The organism is Fibrobacter sp. UWB16 (assembly GCF_900215325.1).
Classification (GTDB): domain Bacteria; phylum Fibrobacterota; class Fibrobacteria; order Fibrobacterales; family Fibrobacteraceae; genus Fibrobacter.
In genome coordinates, this window is record NZ_OCMS01000001.1 from 1,201,970 (window position 1) to 1,216,905 (window position 14,936).

12 protein-coding genes are annotated in these 14,936 nt (G+C 42.7%); 7 read left to right on the forward strand and 5 right to left on the reverse strand.

The features are described from left to right. The 6 genes from CRN95_RS04935 to menD are packed head-to-tail and all read left to right on the forward strand — an operon-like array spanning nucleotide 1 to nucleotide 7,394. Nucleotides 1-1,170, forward strand: coding sequence for a glycosyltransferase family 4 protein (locus tag CRN95_RS04935; RefSeq protein WP_097020239.1), 1,170 nt, complete (start codon nucleotides 1-3; stop codon nucleotides 1,168-1,170). Between the two features lie 54 nt (nucleotides 1,171-1,224). After that, on the forward strand, nucleotides 1,225-2,184 hold the full coding sequence (locus CRN95_RS04940; RefSeq protein ID WP_097020240.1) for a glycosyltransferase: 960 nt from the start codon (nucleotides 1,225-1,227) through the stop codon (nucleotides 2,182-2,184). Between the two features lie 5 nt (nucleotides 2,185-2,189). Then, nucleotides 2,190-3,203, forward strand: coding sequence for a polysaccharide pyruvyl transferase family protein (locus CRN95_RS04945; protein WP_097020303.1), 1,014 nt, complete (start codon nucleotides 2,190-2,192; stop codon nucleotides 3,201-3,203). A 6-nt stretch (nucleotides 3,204-3,209) separates the two neighbouring features. Next, nucleotides 3,210-4,766, forward strand: a complete 1,557-nt coding sequence (locus CRN95_RS04950; protein ID WP_097020241.1) for an oligosaccharide flippase family protein — start codon at nucleotides 3,210-3,212, stop codon at nucleotides 4,764-4,766. Then, nucleotides 4,744-5,607, forward strand: coding sequence for an SDR family NAD(P)-dependent oxidoreductase (locus tag CRN95_RS04955; protein WP_097020242.1), 864 nt, complete (start codon nucleotides 4,744-4,746; stop codon nucleotides 5,605-5,607). The genes CRN95_RS04950 and CRN95_RS04955 overlap by 23 nt, the downstream gene beginning before the upstream one ends. A gap of 2 nt (nucleotides 5,608-5,609) precedes the next feature. Then, nucleotides 5,610-7,394, forward strand: a complete 1,785-nt coding sequence (menD, locus tag CRN95_RS04960; protein WP_097020243.1) for a 2-succinyl-5-enolpyruvyl-6-hydroxy-3-cyclohexene-1-carboxylic-acid synthase — start codon at nucleotides 5,610-5,612, stop codon at nucleotides 7,392-7,394. A gap of 132 nt (nucleotides 7,395-7,526) precedes the next feature. Here menD and CRN95_RS04965 read toward each other — a convergent pair whose 3' ends face one another. Beyond that, entirely contained in the window at nucleotides 7,527-8,900 is a 1,374-nt protein-coding gene (locus tag CRN95_RS04965) for a CotH kinase family protein (protein WP_097020244.1), read from the reverse strand. Nucleotides 8,901-9,053: 153 nt separating this feature from the next. On the opposite strand from CRN95_RS04965, the gene CRN95_RS04970 reads away from it, so the two are divergent. Beyond that, nucleotides 9,054-9,809, forward strand: a complete 756-nt coding sequence (locus CRN95_RS04970) for a flavodoxin family protein (RefSeq protein ID WP_097020245.1) — start codon at nucleotides 9,054-9,056, stop codon at nucleotides 9,807-9,809. 218 nt (nucleotides 9,810-10,027) lie between these two features. Here CRN95_RS04970 and rpsI read toward each other — a convergent pair whose 3' ends face one another. From rpsI to sppA, 4 genes are all read right to left on the reverse strand, one after another. Beyond that, nucleotides 10,028-10,432 carry a 30S ribosomal protein S9 gene (rpsI, locus tag CRN95_RS04975; RefSeq protein WP_014545713.1) on the reverse strand — a complete coding sequence of 135 codons (405 nt, stop codon included), beginning with the start codon at nucleotides 10,430-10,432 and terminating at the stop codon, nucleotides 10,028-10,030. An 18-nt stretch (nucleotides 10,433-10,450) separates the two neighbouring features. Then, the gene (rplM, locus tag CRN95_RS04980) at nucleotides 10,451-10,879 is read right to left on the reverse strand and encodes a 50S ribosomal protein L13 (protein ID WP_014545714.1); all 429 of its coding nucleotides are present in this window, start codon (nucleotides 10,877-10,879) and stop codon (nucleotides 10,451-10,453) included. A gap of 614 nt (nucleotides 10,880-11,493) precedes the next feature. Next, nucleotides 11,494-12,552 carry a hemolysin family protein gene (locus CRN95_RS04985; RefSeq protein ID WP_097020246.1) on the reverse strand — a complete coding sequence of 353 codons (1,059 nt, stop codon included), beginning with the start codon at nucleotides 12,550-12,552 and terminating at the stop codon, nucleotides 11,494-11,496. Between the two features lie 57 nt (nucleotides 12,553-12,609). Continuing rightward, the gene (gene sppA / locus CRN95_RS04990; RefSeq protein WP_235002883.1) at nucleotides 12,610-14,919 is read right to left on the reverse strand and encodes a signal peptide peptidase SppA; all 2,310 of its coding nucleotides are present in this window, start codon (nucleotides 14,917-14,919) and stop codon (nucleotides 12,610-12,612) included. Nucleotides 14,920-14,936 lie beyond the last annotated feature (17 nt).

Here is a 14,936-nt window from a genome sequence, read left to right on the forward strand (position 1 = left end):
ATGAAAATCGTCATTTACGCATGGTCTTTAGATAATGGCGGAGCAGAAAGAGTCGCATCATTGTGGGCAAACGGATTTGCTGAACAAGGACACAAAGTCAGCATAGTTCTAGACTCCTTATTCACACCTATCAAATACAAGGTGTCCCCAAATGTCGCAATAATTCGACAATACCACCCCCAAAAAGCAATACCATCCAAACTGTTCAAATTCATTCTCAAAAAACATTTCCTAAGCAATTTACTAGAAAAAATTTGGTACCGAGTTCCTCAAAATATCAGAAAAATATTTCTTGCAAACACACTACAAAAAGAGAATCCTGATGTTATAATAACCGTTTTGCCAGCATATTACAAAAGAATAAAAGATGCGTTAAACGCAATTGGCAAAAACACCCCAATTATTGTAACAGATCACAACCCTTACGAACGTCCTGAATACGCACCTTTATCCGTCGAACGGATAAAGGAAAAATTTACAGATAGTTACAATTATGATTTCTTGACAGTTTTAACAGAAGCAGACAAACTCGTTCTACAAAAAAGAATGGATTCGTCATTCATGAAGAAAGTTTACGTTCTTCCAAATCCACTAACATACACGCCACAAGTAAAGATTCCCCCAAAAGAAAAAACAATACTCGCAGCAGGAAGATTAGACGACTGGCATTACAAAGGATTTGATTTACTATTACAAGCATGGTCGAACATTCATCGTAGCTTTCCTGATTGGAAATTAAAAATAGCAGGCGGTAACGACAAATCGACTCTATTAAAAATTTGCAAAAAATTAAAAATAGAAGATAGAGTTGATTTTCTAGGTTTTGTTGATATAAAAAAGGAATACGAAAAAGCCGAGATATTTGTATTAAGTAGCCGATATGAAGGTTTCGGAATGGTCCTTACAGAAGCAATGAGCCAAGGTTGCGCATGCATAGCCTGTGACTACAAAGGACGACAGCGAGAAATCATCGAAAACGACAATCAAGGCGTAATTTGCCCAACGGACAACGAAGAAGAAATAGCAAAAGCAATCTCTAACATTATCTCCAACCGCCAATATCGACAAAAGTTGCAAGAAAACGCAATTCTACGATCTAAATATTATGAGCTGCCCAATATTATGGCTCGCTGGAACGATATTTTTGAAAGAATGGGGTTGATTAATTAATAAAAACTATATTTAAACTTATTATAGATCCTCCCAAAACATCCATCATCAAAAATGAACCAAAGCAAAATAAAAGTCAGCGTTATAGTAGCAGTCTACCAAGTCGAGAAATACATCCACAAATGCCTTGACAGTATTCAAAAGCAAACTCTTAACGGTTTTGAAGTTTTGCTTATTGATGATGGAAGCAAGGATAATTCAGGAAACATCTGTGATGAATACGCCCAAAAAGATGGTCGTTTTCGTGTAATACATAAAGAGAATGGCGGAGTCAGCACAGCTAGACAAGTTGGGCTCAACAATGCAATCGGGGAATATGTAATACATGTCGACCCTGATGATTGGATTGAAAAGAACATGTTGGAGGACTTGTATAACGAAGCCACAGCAAGCAACTCAGACATGGTTGTATGCGATTATTATCAAGAAATCAACGGAAAAAGTTCTTATATAAAGCAAGTTCCTAATTTACAATCAAACAAATACTATTTCTACGATTTAATAAATAAACTTCACGGCAGTTGTTGGAATAAACTCACTAGACGTTCATGCTTTTCAAAATACAATATTTCCTTCTTTCCACAAATGATCATGTGGGAAGACTTATTTATTAATTTACAGTTAATAGAGCAACCTATCAAAATTTCATATTTACCGCACGCTTATTATCATTACGATGAATCAACAAATGCAAGCAGTGCAGTTCGTTCATGGTCAAGAAAAAAGCTAACATCCCAAATAATTTTAATCGATTGGCTTGAAAAAAAGAACGATCCTGTTATAGCAAAAGAAAATTTTGAACTAAAGAAGAGCGCAAAAAAAACAGCCTTTTTCGTAAAGGAAATTGGTAGTAAGGAATTTCGCAGTCTCTATCCAGAAACAAACGACTCATACACATTCAGAATTAAAGAAATTGGCCATTTTGATTTTTTCATGTACTTGGCAATACACTTTTCGCTTAGATTAGCAAGAAGTCTAAACACAATAAAAGATAAGTTTAAACATTGGATTTAGTATCGATGAAAATTGGAATTCTAACACTACCGTTACAAGACAACTATGGAGGCCTGTTGCAAAACTTTGCTTTACAAAAAGCTTTGCTGCAGATGGGACATGACGTTACAACCATTGACTATATGAAGACGCCCATTCCTCCTCTTTGGAGATATATAAAATCCTGGATAAAGACCATACTCCTTCTGTGCATTGGGAAACGTAGAAAATTTATAAAATACACCCATGTAGGAACACGAAATCCGCAAAATGAAAAATTCGTCTCATTACATATAAATAAAACTAAGACCTACTTCACATACAATACTGAAATTCTTAAGCAAAACGAAATTGACACAATCATCGTCGGTTCAGATCAAGTTTGGCGTCCCAAATACAATTATCGAATAGAAAACGCATTCCTAGACTTTTGTAAGGATCAAAGCAACCTAAAGCGAATTGCTTACGCAGCATCTTTCGGGGTTGATGAATGGGAATTCACGGCATGGCAAACAAAAAAATGCGCTATGCTTGCAAAAAAATTTGACGCTATAAGCGTTCGTGAAGAATCAGGCAAAGCACTTTGTAATAAGTACCTTGAAATTGAAGCAACAACCGTATTGGATCCCACACTATTGCTCAGCAAAGAAACCTATTGCGAATTATGTAAAAACGTTCCTATCAAAAAAGAAAAATTTCTTGCCGCTTACGTTTTAGACAAAAACGAAGCAACATACAAAGAATGTGAATCCATTGCAAAAGAAAGCAATCTAACACTAAAATTTTTCGAGGCAGATACAAAAGCCTCGTTAAGCGTCCCAGAGTGGTTATCTATGTTCCGTGATGCGTCTTATGTAGTCACAGACTCGTTCCATGGAACCGTTTTTTCTATAATCTTTGGCAAAAAATTCAAATGTTTATATAACAAAAGCCGAGGTTCCGCTCGATTCGAGTCCTTGCTCAAAATATATGAATCTGGCAGGCTAGACGAAATGCGCGAATTCTCGTTAAATTGGCTAAAAAAAGTATTGGAGAAATAATCCATAATGACATCTTCTAATTCAAATAGCAAACGTGTGGCAAAAAACACTCTCCTTTTGTACATGCGGATGTTTTTCACAATGGGTGTTAGCTTATTTACAAGCCGCATCGTGCTAAACACATTAGGTGTAGAAGATTATGGTTTGTACAATGTCGTTGGCGGCATTGTCGTTTTACTCGCTTTTTTAAACGGGGCAATGAGTAGTGCAACACAACGTTATTTAAATGTTGCATTAGGAAAAAATGACCAAAATGAACTGAATAAAATTATCAGAAATGCCTTATGTTTACATCTAGTTGTTGCACTTATAATCATCTTTGTTGCAGAAACATTTGGCTTATATTTTGTAAACACATTCATGAATATTCCTGAACCACGTATGGAAATTGCAAACTGGGTTTATCAGTTTTCAATTTTTTCATTTGTTGCGTCTGTAATTTCAGTACCCTTTACAGCAAGCATCATCGCCCATGAAAAAATGTCTGCATTTGCTTGGATGGCTATTTTTGATGTATCTGCAAAATTAGCTATTGTCTTTTCCTTAACATTCATTGAATATGACAAATTATTCATTTATGCATTGCTGCTCTTTATTCAATCATGCATCACCCAGTATATCTATTTTATGTATTGCCGACGAAATTTTGAGGAATGTAGAATAAAAGAGTTTTCTATAGACAAAAGTCTTTTAAAAAAAATGACATCATTTTCATCGTGGTCCATTGTAGGTAGTCTTGGATATCTAATTCATACACAAGGAATAGCTATTGTAATCAATGTCTTTTTTGGAGTAAGCGTTAATGCCGCTCAAGGAATATCAAATCAAGTTAATGGGATTGTTAAGCAGTTTGTCTCTAACTTTTTAATGGCATTCAATCCCCAAGTTGTAAAAACATATGCTGCAGGTGAACTCACAGAAATGCACAAGCTCATTTTAAGAGGCTGTAAAGTTGCATGTTTAATGGTCGCCTTTTTTGTTGTGCCCTTGATTTTAGAGGCTCCAACAATATTAAAGTTATGGTTAGGTTTTGTCCCAAATTACGCTGTTATTTTCGTCCGTTTAATTTTACTTTTGACCCTTTTCGATGCGTTCACAGGCCTTTTAGCATCAGCAAAAGGAGCTACTGGAGATATAAAAAGTTACCAAATCGTATTGACAACAATTGGATTAACCCACTTACCCTTGGTATGGATCTGTTTTAAGCTGGGATGGGAACCTTATTGGGCCCAAATAGTCTATTTATTCATCATTATTGCTCTGCAAATTGTTAGAATTTGGTTTGTTTGCAATGCTGTAAAGCTGTCAATAATTTATTTTTACAAAGAGGTAATTTTGCGTTGCTCAATTGTAATATTATCAGCGACGATTTTGCCTTTATATATGCATTTTGCATTACCAAATTGCACATTAAGCAGTATGGCAGTATGCGCTACAAGCGTCATATTGCTAATACTATTTTCCTTGGGTATTGGATTCAATAAAAACGAACGAGAGCATCTCATAAAAATCATCACTAACAAAATTAAACGGAAACACAATGGATCTCAAATCAATTGCTAAGAAAACTCTGAACTATATGCGAGGCAAACGCATTGTTTATGTAGAGAAGGTCTGTCGTCCATACGAAATACAAGTAAAGTCGAATGACCGATTCAAGGGACAGGTAGCCATTGTCACAGGTGCGTCTGGAGTCATTGGTCGAGCAATCGCTTATAGACTTGCTGCAGAAGGATCCCTAGTTTATGTATGCGGTACAAAAATTGAAAAAGTAAATTCAATTGTCAATGAGATTTCCAAAGATGGTTTTGCAGCAAAAGCTTTAACATTTAGTTTACTAGATGAGCAAGCCATTATTAATTCGTTTAAATCTGTAATAGAAGAAAGCGGTAAGATAGACCTACTTGTCTGCTGTGCCGGAGGAGGTGCAAGAGACGAAATGCATCCGTTAATAGATCAAAGCTCCGCTGTAATCGATTCTGTACTTAACGTAAATCTTCGTGGTTCGATTCTTTGCAGCCGTGAAGCCCTAAAATATATGTCCCAAGCTCAATCGGGTAACATAATTTTGGTATCCTCCACCGTTGGTGTGCGCGGTATGAAATATTATTCAGAATATGCAGCCGCAAAAGCCGGAATAATTGCATTTATGCAGTCCATCGCTATGGAATATGGGCAAAATCATATTAGGGTAAATTGCGTAACCCCAGGAATTGTCGAAAGAGGGACAATTGACGATATAAAGTTAGAACGTATCCATAGGACAAACTGGCTTAATGACTACGGAAAACCCGAAGATATTGCAGGAATGGTTGCTTACCTCAACTCAGATGAGGCCTCTTTTATTACAGGGCAGAATTTCATTGTAGATGGTGGTAGAAGTCTCGGCCTCAAAGGAGCATAATTATGTTTTCAGAAAAAAGAAATGTTTTACAGTTACTTTCGTTATTGAAAGCGCACAACATATCTAAATTCGTTGTTTCTCCTGGAAGCAGACACATTCCCATTGTAATTTCAATGGAATGTGATCCGTTTTTCAAGTTATATTCTGTCGTAGACGAACGTAGTGCCTCTTTTTTTGCAATTGGTTTGATGCAAAGTACTAAAGAGCCTGTCGGCATTATCTGCACATCAGGGACCGCATCTGCTAACTACTGTTCAGCAATCAATGAATGTTTATATCAGGAACTGCCTCTGCTTATAATAACAGCTGATAGAGAAGAGGCTCTTAGGGATCAACACGAAGACCAAATGATCCGTCAATCCAATATGTATGTAAACATAGCTAAGATGGTCGCCAATTTACCATTAGTCAATACAGAACGAGACGCCTGGTTCAACAATAGGTTGATCAACGAAGCTCTATTGGAGTTAAATCATCATGGGTGCGGTCCTGTACAAATAAATATTCCCATTCCAGAGCACATGGATTCGTTTACAACACAAGCTCTTCCGCAAGAACGGAAAATATCTCGATTCGATTTAGATTCAATTAATTGGCAAAATATATCGCAACGGCTAACAAATAAGAAGGTCGTTATTGTTTGTGGTGAAGGTTTTGTTCCAACAAAAAATCAATTGAATGATTTGGAATTATTTGCAAAAAAATATGATTCCGTTATCCTTTCAGATAAAATGAGCAACTGTCATACCGCAAACAGCATTGAGAATGCATTTGCCATATTGCAGGCGCTCTCAGGAAAAGATTTAACAGAAATTGCACCCGACATCATTATTTCCATTCGTGCAAATTTTTCATTCAACCCGGAGCTAAAAGGTCTTGTCAAAAATCTTCGTACAAAAGGTTTTAAAATACAGAACTGGTTTGTTCATCAAAGTGGACGCGTTGTTGATCCCTATCAAGGTTTGCTGACTGATATCTTTGAAATGGATGAATTCACATTCTTCAGAAATGTTGCTTTACAAAAAAATGATGAAAAAGAAGAATCCGACTATTCTGAATCTTGGAAAGTTATTTCCGAATCCATTGAAGAGCCTAAATTTGAATTTGGACATTTGAAAAGTGTCGGGGAATTTCTAAAAAGGATTCCTAAAAACAGCGTACTACACCTAGCTAATAGCAATTCCGTCAGAATGGCGCAATTATACAACGTAGATTCCTCTGTAGAAATTCATTGTAACAGAGGAACTGATGGTATAGATGGTTGTATGTCTTCTGCAGTGGGTTTTGCAAGTAATTCAGCAAAGTTGAATTACTTGATGATTGGAGATTTAACATTTTTCTATGATATGAACGCTCTGTGGAATCCGCAATTGAGAAAGAACCTAAGAATATTATTGGACAACAATGGTGGCGGAGCAATTATGCATATGCCCCAAAGACCACAATTTGCGCTAGATTTGTTGCCTAATTATATATCAGCATGTCACAACGCAAGTGCCAAAGCCTGGGCCGAAGATCGAGGCTTTAAATACTACTCTGCAAGGAATGCTGAGGAATTGCAAAATGGGGTGGATGCACTTACCGATGTTAATGTAGAAGGTCCGATACTTCTTGAGGTATTTACCAACCTTTTTGACGATGTAAAATGTTTAAAAGAATATTACGCTCAAATCGACAGAAATAAGCTTGATAAAAGCCTTACAACTCGTTCTAAACAAGTTATAAGAAAGGTCTGTTCGATCTTAGGAATAGACCCTCAAAAAATAAAGAACGCAATACACAAATAAAGAGGAAAACACCAGCATACCGAGGCTCTTCTAGGGGAATATACGACCCTAGAATCCTAACCACGCGGGCCTTTAGTTGGTGTTTTCACTTTATACAATAGCGGGAAAATATTCGACCACGTCAAGATCTTATTACCTTAAATTAAGGTCAATCCATTCCATTCTTTTTATAATCCATTCTTTCAAGTCATCAACAACTTCTTTATAAGACGAATATGATTTGGAAAAAATTTCATCATCAACTTTCTTTAGAATGTTCCATCGCTTAAAATTATTTGATGAAACTTTTTCTAATCTAGCATAGGCGGCGTCAATAGAATCAGCAACGGATTCAATCACAGCATAACTATCCTTCCATCTTTTTTTTATTTGCGCTCGAGCTTTTGAATCTTGATATAAATAATAATGCCAATAATTTCGAACACGCCACCCTTCTATCAAGTTAACACTTTCATCATCATAATTTCCATAAGCCAAATCAAAATCCCATACAGGTCCCATTTTTATTTTTTCACCTTTACACCAAGTAAAATACACACTTGTATAAAAATTCGCATCAGGATTTTTTGCTAATTCCTGAACCCAATAATGTTTAGCCACCTCATCAACATCAATCCACGCTTCAACGTTATTATCCACTCCAGACTCAAGCGTCTTCAAAAACATTTCAAAGTCTTCAATATGCTTCTGCACAGTATCCAAAATTTCATCAGATGCATTTTTCGGCTCATGCACCCTAAAAGCTTTACCCTTACCATTTTCAGTTAAAACATCCGAAAAAACGACCTGTTCCCCTGTTTTATACTTTCCATCAACTTCTACTATATACGAATAATCATCATTTGGAATATTTACTCTGTTCTTTCCAATCTTTATTGTCTCCGTCAACAAATACACACCCAAATACTTTCCGTTTAAATACAACTCAGCAAATTCGCACCGCGGTGCATAATAAGCCCCAAGAGCAGCAGACAAACGATACGAAATAAAATTCCGCATCAAAGACTTGTCATAATAATTTGCAATAAGCGCCCAGTCCTTGTCTTTGGGCATACCCAGTACCGACTGTTTCTTTTCAAATTCTATTTTATAGCTTTTCTTGGGAACATCGGTCCAACTTGTATTCCCTCTTCCCCTTATCGTCAAATCCATTATTTCACTTTCGGATTCGTTCTCTCCCCAGATTTGTAGCTTAGCAGGGATTTCGGTTTCGCGATCGTTGATCGCTTGGCGATATTCAGTTTCAATCACAACGCGCGGAACGCCTGCATAGGGGTATTCCTTGTCATCAGGCTTAAACGAACTCGGATAGGTGCTCTTTGAAGAGCCCTCGCTTACCAAAGAGGTTCTCACGCTCAAAGAAAGATCATCATCTGCAAGTTCCGCTTGACCTTCGGCTTCTACATCTAGGACTTTATTGCTACAGGCGCAAAAAGAAGCTATCCACAAAAAGGTACTTAGAAAAACAAAAAGCGAAACAAGCCTGTTATGGAATCCCCTATTCATATCCAACCTTACCAAGCATACCCAAAATTAGCTTTTTAGTAGGGAATTTCAAAGGTATCAAATTAAAAAGGTTATTGTAATACATCAAACATTCAACCAGAATCACACAAGTAGTGGAACAATCCCCTCCACAATTTTTCTAAATTTGCGCGCATGGCAGAAAAAAAGAAAATTCTCGTAATGGTCGCTAGCCCGAAAAGGGAACGCAGTGGAACCCTCATCCCGACGAAGGCTTTTGTCGAGGGACTGGAACAAAACGGCGACTACGAGACGGAATACATTTTCATTGACAAGATGAACATCAAGCCGTGCCGCGGTTGTCTCAGCTGCTGGGGGCGCGAAGACGGTTCGTGTTTCATGAAAGACGACGATGTTCCGATGATCCGCGAAAAGCTCATCAATTCGGATATTGTCATTTGGAGTTTTCCGCTGTTCCTGTTTGGCGTCCCGGGCCAGATGAAGGTCTTGATGGACCGCATCGTGGGCATGGTCCATCCGTACATGGGCCAGAAGCTCAAAGAAGGGGCTAACGCCATGAGCACCCCGCTACACGGGCTGCAGTTCCAGAAAGAAGGTCAAAAGATCATTCTGCTTTCGAGTTGCGCCTGGATGGACTTGGACGTGGTTTACGAGCCGGTCCGCAAGCAGTTCGACATCATTCTCGGGCACGAGGGCTACACGCTTATCGCCTGTCCGCAAATGCGTGCGCTCGACCACCGTGGCGGGCCGCGCCGCTTGAACATGCTCCGTGAAAAGTACCGCAAGGGCGGCGCCGAACTTGCCAAAACGGGGACACTCTCGCAGGAAGCGATTGACCTGATGCAGAAGCCGATCTTTAGTGACGACGCCTACGAGACGCTCGTCGTGGAATTCGTGACGCACATGTTCGATAGAGACGATAATTTCTAGTAGGAAGGGCTCCCGCAAAGCGGGAGCGTTTTTTTTGCAAAAATAACTGGATTGGGCTGAAGCCCCAACTCTTTGGCTCGGTTATAAAAATGAGCAAACTCATTTTTGCAACGCTCGCCTTCTGAGTTGTCTTCGCTACGCTTAGGATGACGTATTGGGAGCAAATACAGAAAAACCCTGGCAGATGCCAGGGTTTTCCGTAAAAGCAAAATCGCAGATTAGCGCTTGCTGAACTGGAAGTGCTTACGAGCCTTCTTGCGGCCGAACTTCTTACGTTCAACGGCACGTGCGTCACGAGTCATGAGGCCTTCCTTCTTGAGAGCCGGCTTCACTTCTGCATCGTTAGCAACGAGTGCGCGAGAGATGCCGAGACGGACAGCGCCCATCTGGCCAGCGATGCCACCGCCACGAGCGGTAACTTCGACGTCCCATTCTTCAGCGTTGCCAAGGATGGCGAACGGAAGATTTGCAATCATGTCCTGCACTTCAGAATGGAAGTATTCCTTGAAATCACGACCATTGATAGTGCGCTTGCCGGAACCCGGCTTCAGAATCACAGCGGCGATGGCGTTCTTGCGACGGCCAGTGCCGCGGTAGATCTTCTTATTCTTTGCTGTAGCCATAGTTTTCTCCGTTCTAAATTAAAGTTCTACGACTTCGGGTTTCTGGGCAGCGAACGGATGTTCGGCACCTGCAAAAATCTTGAGCTTCTTGATCATCTTGTGGCCAAGAGCGCTGTGCGGGAGCATGCCCCAAATGGCAGCTTCGAGCGGAGCAGTCGGGTTCTTTGCCAAGAGGTCAGCAAAGTTGATCCAACGTTCACCGGCGATGTGGCCAGTGTGGTGGAAATACTGCTTCTGGAGAGCCTTGTTGCCAGAAACGGCAACCTTTTCAGCGTTAATGACAACCACGAAGTCGCCAGTGTCGACGTTCGGGGAATAGATGGCCTTGTGCTTGCCCATGAGGAGACGAGCAACTTCGCTTGCAACGCGTCCCATCGGCTTGTCAGCTGCGTCCACAAGCTTCCACTTGCGGGAGACAGTCTTCGGGTTTACCGTAATGGTCTTCATGTAAATCCTCTAGTGAGTGAAATTCCGGGGCACAGGCGCCCCGAGAAAAGCAGAGTAAATTTAGATGATTTTCTGCAAGGGTTCAAGGGTAAAAAGGTGTAATTTTTGAAAAAAGTAGTATTTTAGCGGTTTAAGCATTCTATCAATTGATACAATTACATCAATTAGTATAGTAATTTTTAGTTATTAGTCAATGGTCACAAACGCAAGCAACGTCATTCTGACCCGCAGGGGAAGAATCCAGGGCACTCCGTTTTTGCAGTTCCAAGACTTCACTGGATCCTTCGACTCCGCTCAGGATGACACGTCCCTACCTTAGAACGAATGTATTAATGGCGACCCCGTCCCCATACGCGGACCATGCTCACATAAGTGCTAGTTGCATTCAAGGCGAGTGTCGCGACAGGCTGCTTGCAGACTGTCATGATTGAGCCGAAGATGCTGACGCAAAGCGTCAAAGCACTAAGTGATCAAAGAAAATAAATCCGGGGTGACAATCGGGCATGACACCGCAACAATTCCTAATTGGATTATCGCTTCGCTCCTCAGGATGACACATTCCGCACCTTTCGTCTCTCGTCTGTAGCCGAAAGGCGTTCTCTCGTCTAAGTCCCCTACTGTCTACTTTTTTCTTTGCGCATGGAGGCGAGCGCCTTGGACTTGCGGCGGGCGGTTTCCTGGAGGTTCACAGCCACATCAAATTCATCGACGATTTCGCGCCCGAGGATTTCTTCGAGCACGTCTTCGAGACTCACGATGCCCGCAATCGCGCCCCATTCATCGACAACGCCCACGATATGCCCACGCTGCTTGAGGAATCGCAACAACAACTTGTCGGTCATAAGGCTGTCGGGCACGAGTTGCATCGGGCGCATGAGCTGGCGGAGTTTCACATCGCGGTGGCCCTCGGCAAGCTGGTTGTACGCATCGCGGCGGAGCACAATCCCAATCCAATTGTCCTTTTTACCATCGTAAAGCGGCACACGCGAGAACGGCCAGTTGCCGCGCTCGTCAAGAGTCTCGCCAATCGTACTGTCGGCAGAGAGCGTAAACACAACCTGTCGCGGCGTCATCACGCGGCGCACTGGGAGCGACTTGAGCGAAAGGATGTTCTTGATGACAAGCGCCTGCTGGCGGTCAATTACATCTTCGCGAAGCCCGAGACTCACGAGGCTGTTGATGTCCTCGATGCTCACGTCCTTCTTTTCTTTGTCCTCGTGCGTCCAGTGCTTGGTAAGCGTGAGGCAAAGCCAGATGATTCCCGTCCAGCTGAGGATTTTCGTGATGTAGTAAAACGGTACAGCCACGAGCGGTGCGCAGACTTTCGCCTGTTTAACGCCGAGCGTCTTGGGAGTGATTTCGCCAAAAAGCAAAATGAGAATCGTGAGTATCACCGGCAAGAGCATCGCCGCCGAAGGCGACAAGCGCTTCACGGCCAAGGCCGTCGCCAAGGACGCGCCCACCGTATTCGCAACCGTATTCACCACAAGCACCGAAGCAATATAGCGGTCGATGTTATCCTTCACGTGTTTCAGGTAACGCGCGGTAAACTTCTTCTGGCGCTCCAGGACTTCCACCGTCGAAGGCGGGACGCTATAGAACGAGGCTTCGGTCACAGAGCAAAATGCCGAAGCAGCAAGACAACAAAAAACAGTTAATGCAATTTCAAACATATAATCCTCAAGACTTAACTGGATCCTTCGCTACGCTCAGGATGACGCGCGAGGGGGTTATTCAACCAGCATCGGTTCAATGGCCCAGAACTGTGTGCGTTCCATGTCACGGATAAAGTCTCCAAACGATTTCGTATTCATAAACGGCACCACAAAAGAATCCTCCGTATTCAATTGCAACAGTTCAATTTCAGTAGACTTCGGGATATCGGCAAGATTGCGGACTTCGTCAAGGGCGTCGTCAAATCCCCCCAAGCCATGCACAAGCCCAGCCTCTTTTGCCTTCCAGCCAACCATTACACGGCCACCGCCGTACACAGAATCCACCACGGCCTGGTCAATTCCAGTCGCCTGCGAAACAACACCCGTAAAGCGATTGTAGAAGTCATCCATGTATTCCTGGAGCGCCGCCTTTTCGGTATCCGTCCACGGGCGTGCAAAAGAACGTGCATCCGAATAATCATTCGTCTTGACCGGTTCATTGCGCAACCCGACTTTCTGCATCAAGCCAGACGCATCGACCTTACCGCCATAAATTCCAATGCTACCCACGATGGCAAAAGGTTCTGCAATTATCTTATCTGCACCACAAGCAATGTAATAGGCGCCCGACGTTCCAGAACTTCCGATGCTTGCCACAATAGGAATATCAAAGCGCTTCAAATTCTTGAGAGCGCCCCAGATTTTATCGGACGCAATTGCGCTCCCGCCCGGCGAAGAAATCCGCAAAAGCAAAGCCTTCGCTCCAGAACTGGGCAGTCTGCGCAAGTTATCCAGCACAGCATCTTCCATGCGGGAATCAATCGTGCCGTTGATATTCAGCAGTGCCACTTTCGTGCGGTGATTCCAGCGTTCATCAAAAATCTTGGAATTCGACGGAGTCCACGTTCTGAAATTCGCATAAGGAGCATCGAGATCAAAGAACGTCTTCAACGCATACGCAGGCACCTGATCAATATAAAGCAGCGTATCGGCAAGACCCGCCTTCTTGGCGCCAAGAGCTGTAATTACGGGCTTTTGAGCCAAAGAATCCAATCTTTCCGTATTGAGAGAAGCCGGTCCCTTTTTCATGCGAGCGGCAACGCGCATGCGGACAAGTTCCCAAACATCCTTGTAAAGCGTTTCAATGTTTTTGCGGGCGTTCACCGACATTGAATCAGCCGTATAAGGTTCCACAGCCGACTTGTACGCACCATGGCGCAAGAATTCCACCTTGACGCCTAATTTATCCAAAAGCCCCTTGTAGAACGTGATTCCGCCACCAAGCCCAAGCCACGTAAAATGTGCCGAAGGCTCCACGACAACGCGGTCCACATTGGCAGCCGCCATAAGAACCGCCGGACGCACGTCATCCATGTACGCAATCACGAGGCCACCACGCGCCTTGAGTTTTTTTACGTAACGGTTGATTTCTTCGGATATCGCCAAGTTGCCACTATAGCCCGAGAAATCAAGCACCACAAGGCCTGCCGCCGGATCGCGCAATAGATGTTCAAACAAATTACGCACCTTCATGAGTCCAATGGACGAAGGACCTAAAAAGAGCATTTTCTTTTCGACTTCGGTCACATCCATATTGAGCGGCACACGCACAATCTGCGCCGAGCGCGAGGCATACGGGTTGCGAGAGGTATGGAAGCCGATGCTACCGCCTTTAGGCAAAAAGTCATCAAAAATTTTCAGCGAGGCATCGACATGCCCGCCAAACGAAGCAGAAAGCGTCAGCGAGTATTCATTGTCATCGCCATAAATCGGCATCTTGAATCCAAAGCGATACCCGTAAAGCGAAAGTTCCAGAAGCAGGCGGTGTTCTTTCCAGTCCTCGACATCGTAACTTGCACTAAAGAAATCGCCAAAGCGAAGTGTCGCACCAGCGTTGTGCACGCGCTCCATCGAAGACGGCCCGAGATACAGCAAGTTATCGCAAGAATAGCCTAGCGAAAGCATGCTGAACGGGCGAATCAAAATGCCCGGAGAATAAGTCCATTCCGTCCCCTTGAAATCGGCACTGCGGAACGCCGTAACGCGACCGCCCCAAAACACGCTGCGGTCAAAAAGCGGAAAGCCATGCGTCAAGTTCCAGCGGGATTCATCCATTCCCTTATCGTTGAAGCGGTATTCAAACCCTGCCCCGATGCGGTCCAAGTTACCGCCCACGCGAAATTCCGTAATGCCATCGTCAAACTGGTACGAAGCTAGAGCCCCCTTGGAATCTAAAGCCGAGAGCCCAGCCGGGTTCCCGAAAACACCGTGCGCCCCGTCGAGCGAAACAAAGCGCGATTCACCCGGAAGGTAGGCGTAGGCCATTGCAGAAAAAGCGACAAACGCGGCAGCAAATGCTGAACATGGGAATTTTTCTTTCTTCATCGTAAATATTTTAGTAA

What these genes read in the sequence shown, in the direction of transcription:
- rplM (WP_014545714.1), bottom strand. Translation starts at nt 10,879, where the DNA reads ATGAAGACCATTACGGTAAACCCGAAGACTGTCTCCCGCAAGTGGAAG.
- CRN95_RS04955 (WP_097020242.1), top strand. Translation starts at nt 4,744, where the DNA reads ATGGATCTCAAATCAATTGCTAAGAAAACTCTGAACTATATGCGAGGC.
- CRN95_RS04935 (WP_097020239.1), top strand. Translation starts at nt 1, where the DNA reads ATGAAAATCGTCATTTACGCATGGTCTTTAGATAATGGCGGAGCAGAA.
- menD (WP_097020243.1), top strand. Translation starts at nt 5,610, where the DNA reads ATGTTTTCAGAAAAAAGAAATGTTTTACAGTTACTTTCGTTATTGAAA.
- sppA (WP_235002883.1), bottom strand. Translation starts at nt 14,919, where the DNA reads ATGAAGAAAGAAAAATTCCCATGTTCAGCATTTGCTGCCGCGTTTGTC.
- rpsI (WP_014545713.1), bottom strand. Translation starts at nt 10,432, where the DNA reads ATGGCTACAGCAAAGAATAAGAAGATCTACCGCGGCACTGGCCGTCGC.
- CRN95_RS04985 (WP_097020246.1), bottom strand. Translation starts at nt 12,552, where the DNA reads ATGTTTGAAATTGCATTAACTGTTTTTTGTTGTCTTGCTGCTTCGGCA.
- CRN95_RS04965 (WP_097020244.1), bottom strand. Translation starts at nt 8,900, where the DNA reads ATGAATAGGGGATTCCATAACAGGCTTGTTTCGCTTTTTGTTTTTCTA.
- CRN95_RS04945 (WP_097020303.1), top strand. Translation starts at nt 2,190, where the DNA reads ATGAAAATTGGAATTCTAACACTACCGTTACAAGACAACTATGGAGGC.
- CRN95_RS04940 (WP_097020240.1), top strand. Translation starts at nt 1,225, where the DNA reads ATGAACCAAAGCAAAATAAAAGTCAGCGTTATAGTAGCAGTCTACCAA.
- CRN95_RS04950 (WP_097020241.1), top strand. Translation starts at nt 3,210, where the DNA reads ATGACATCTTCTAATTCAAATAGCAAACGTGTGGCAAAAAACACTCTC.
- CRN95_RS04970 (WP_097020245.1), top strand. Translation starts at nt 9,054, where the DNA reads ATGGCAGAAAAAAAGAAAATTCTCGTAATGGTCGCTAGCCCGAAAAGG.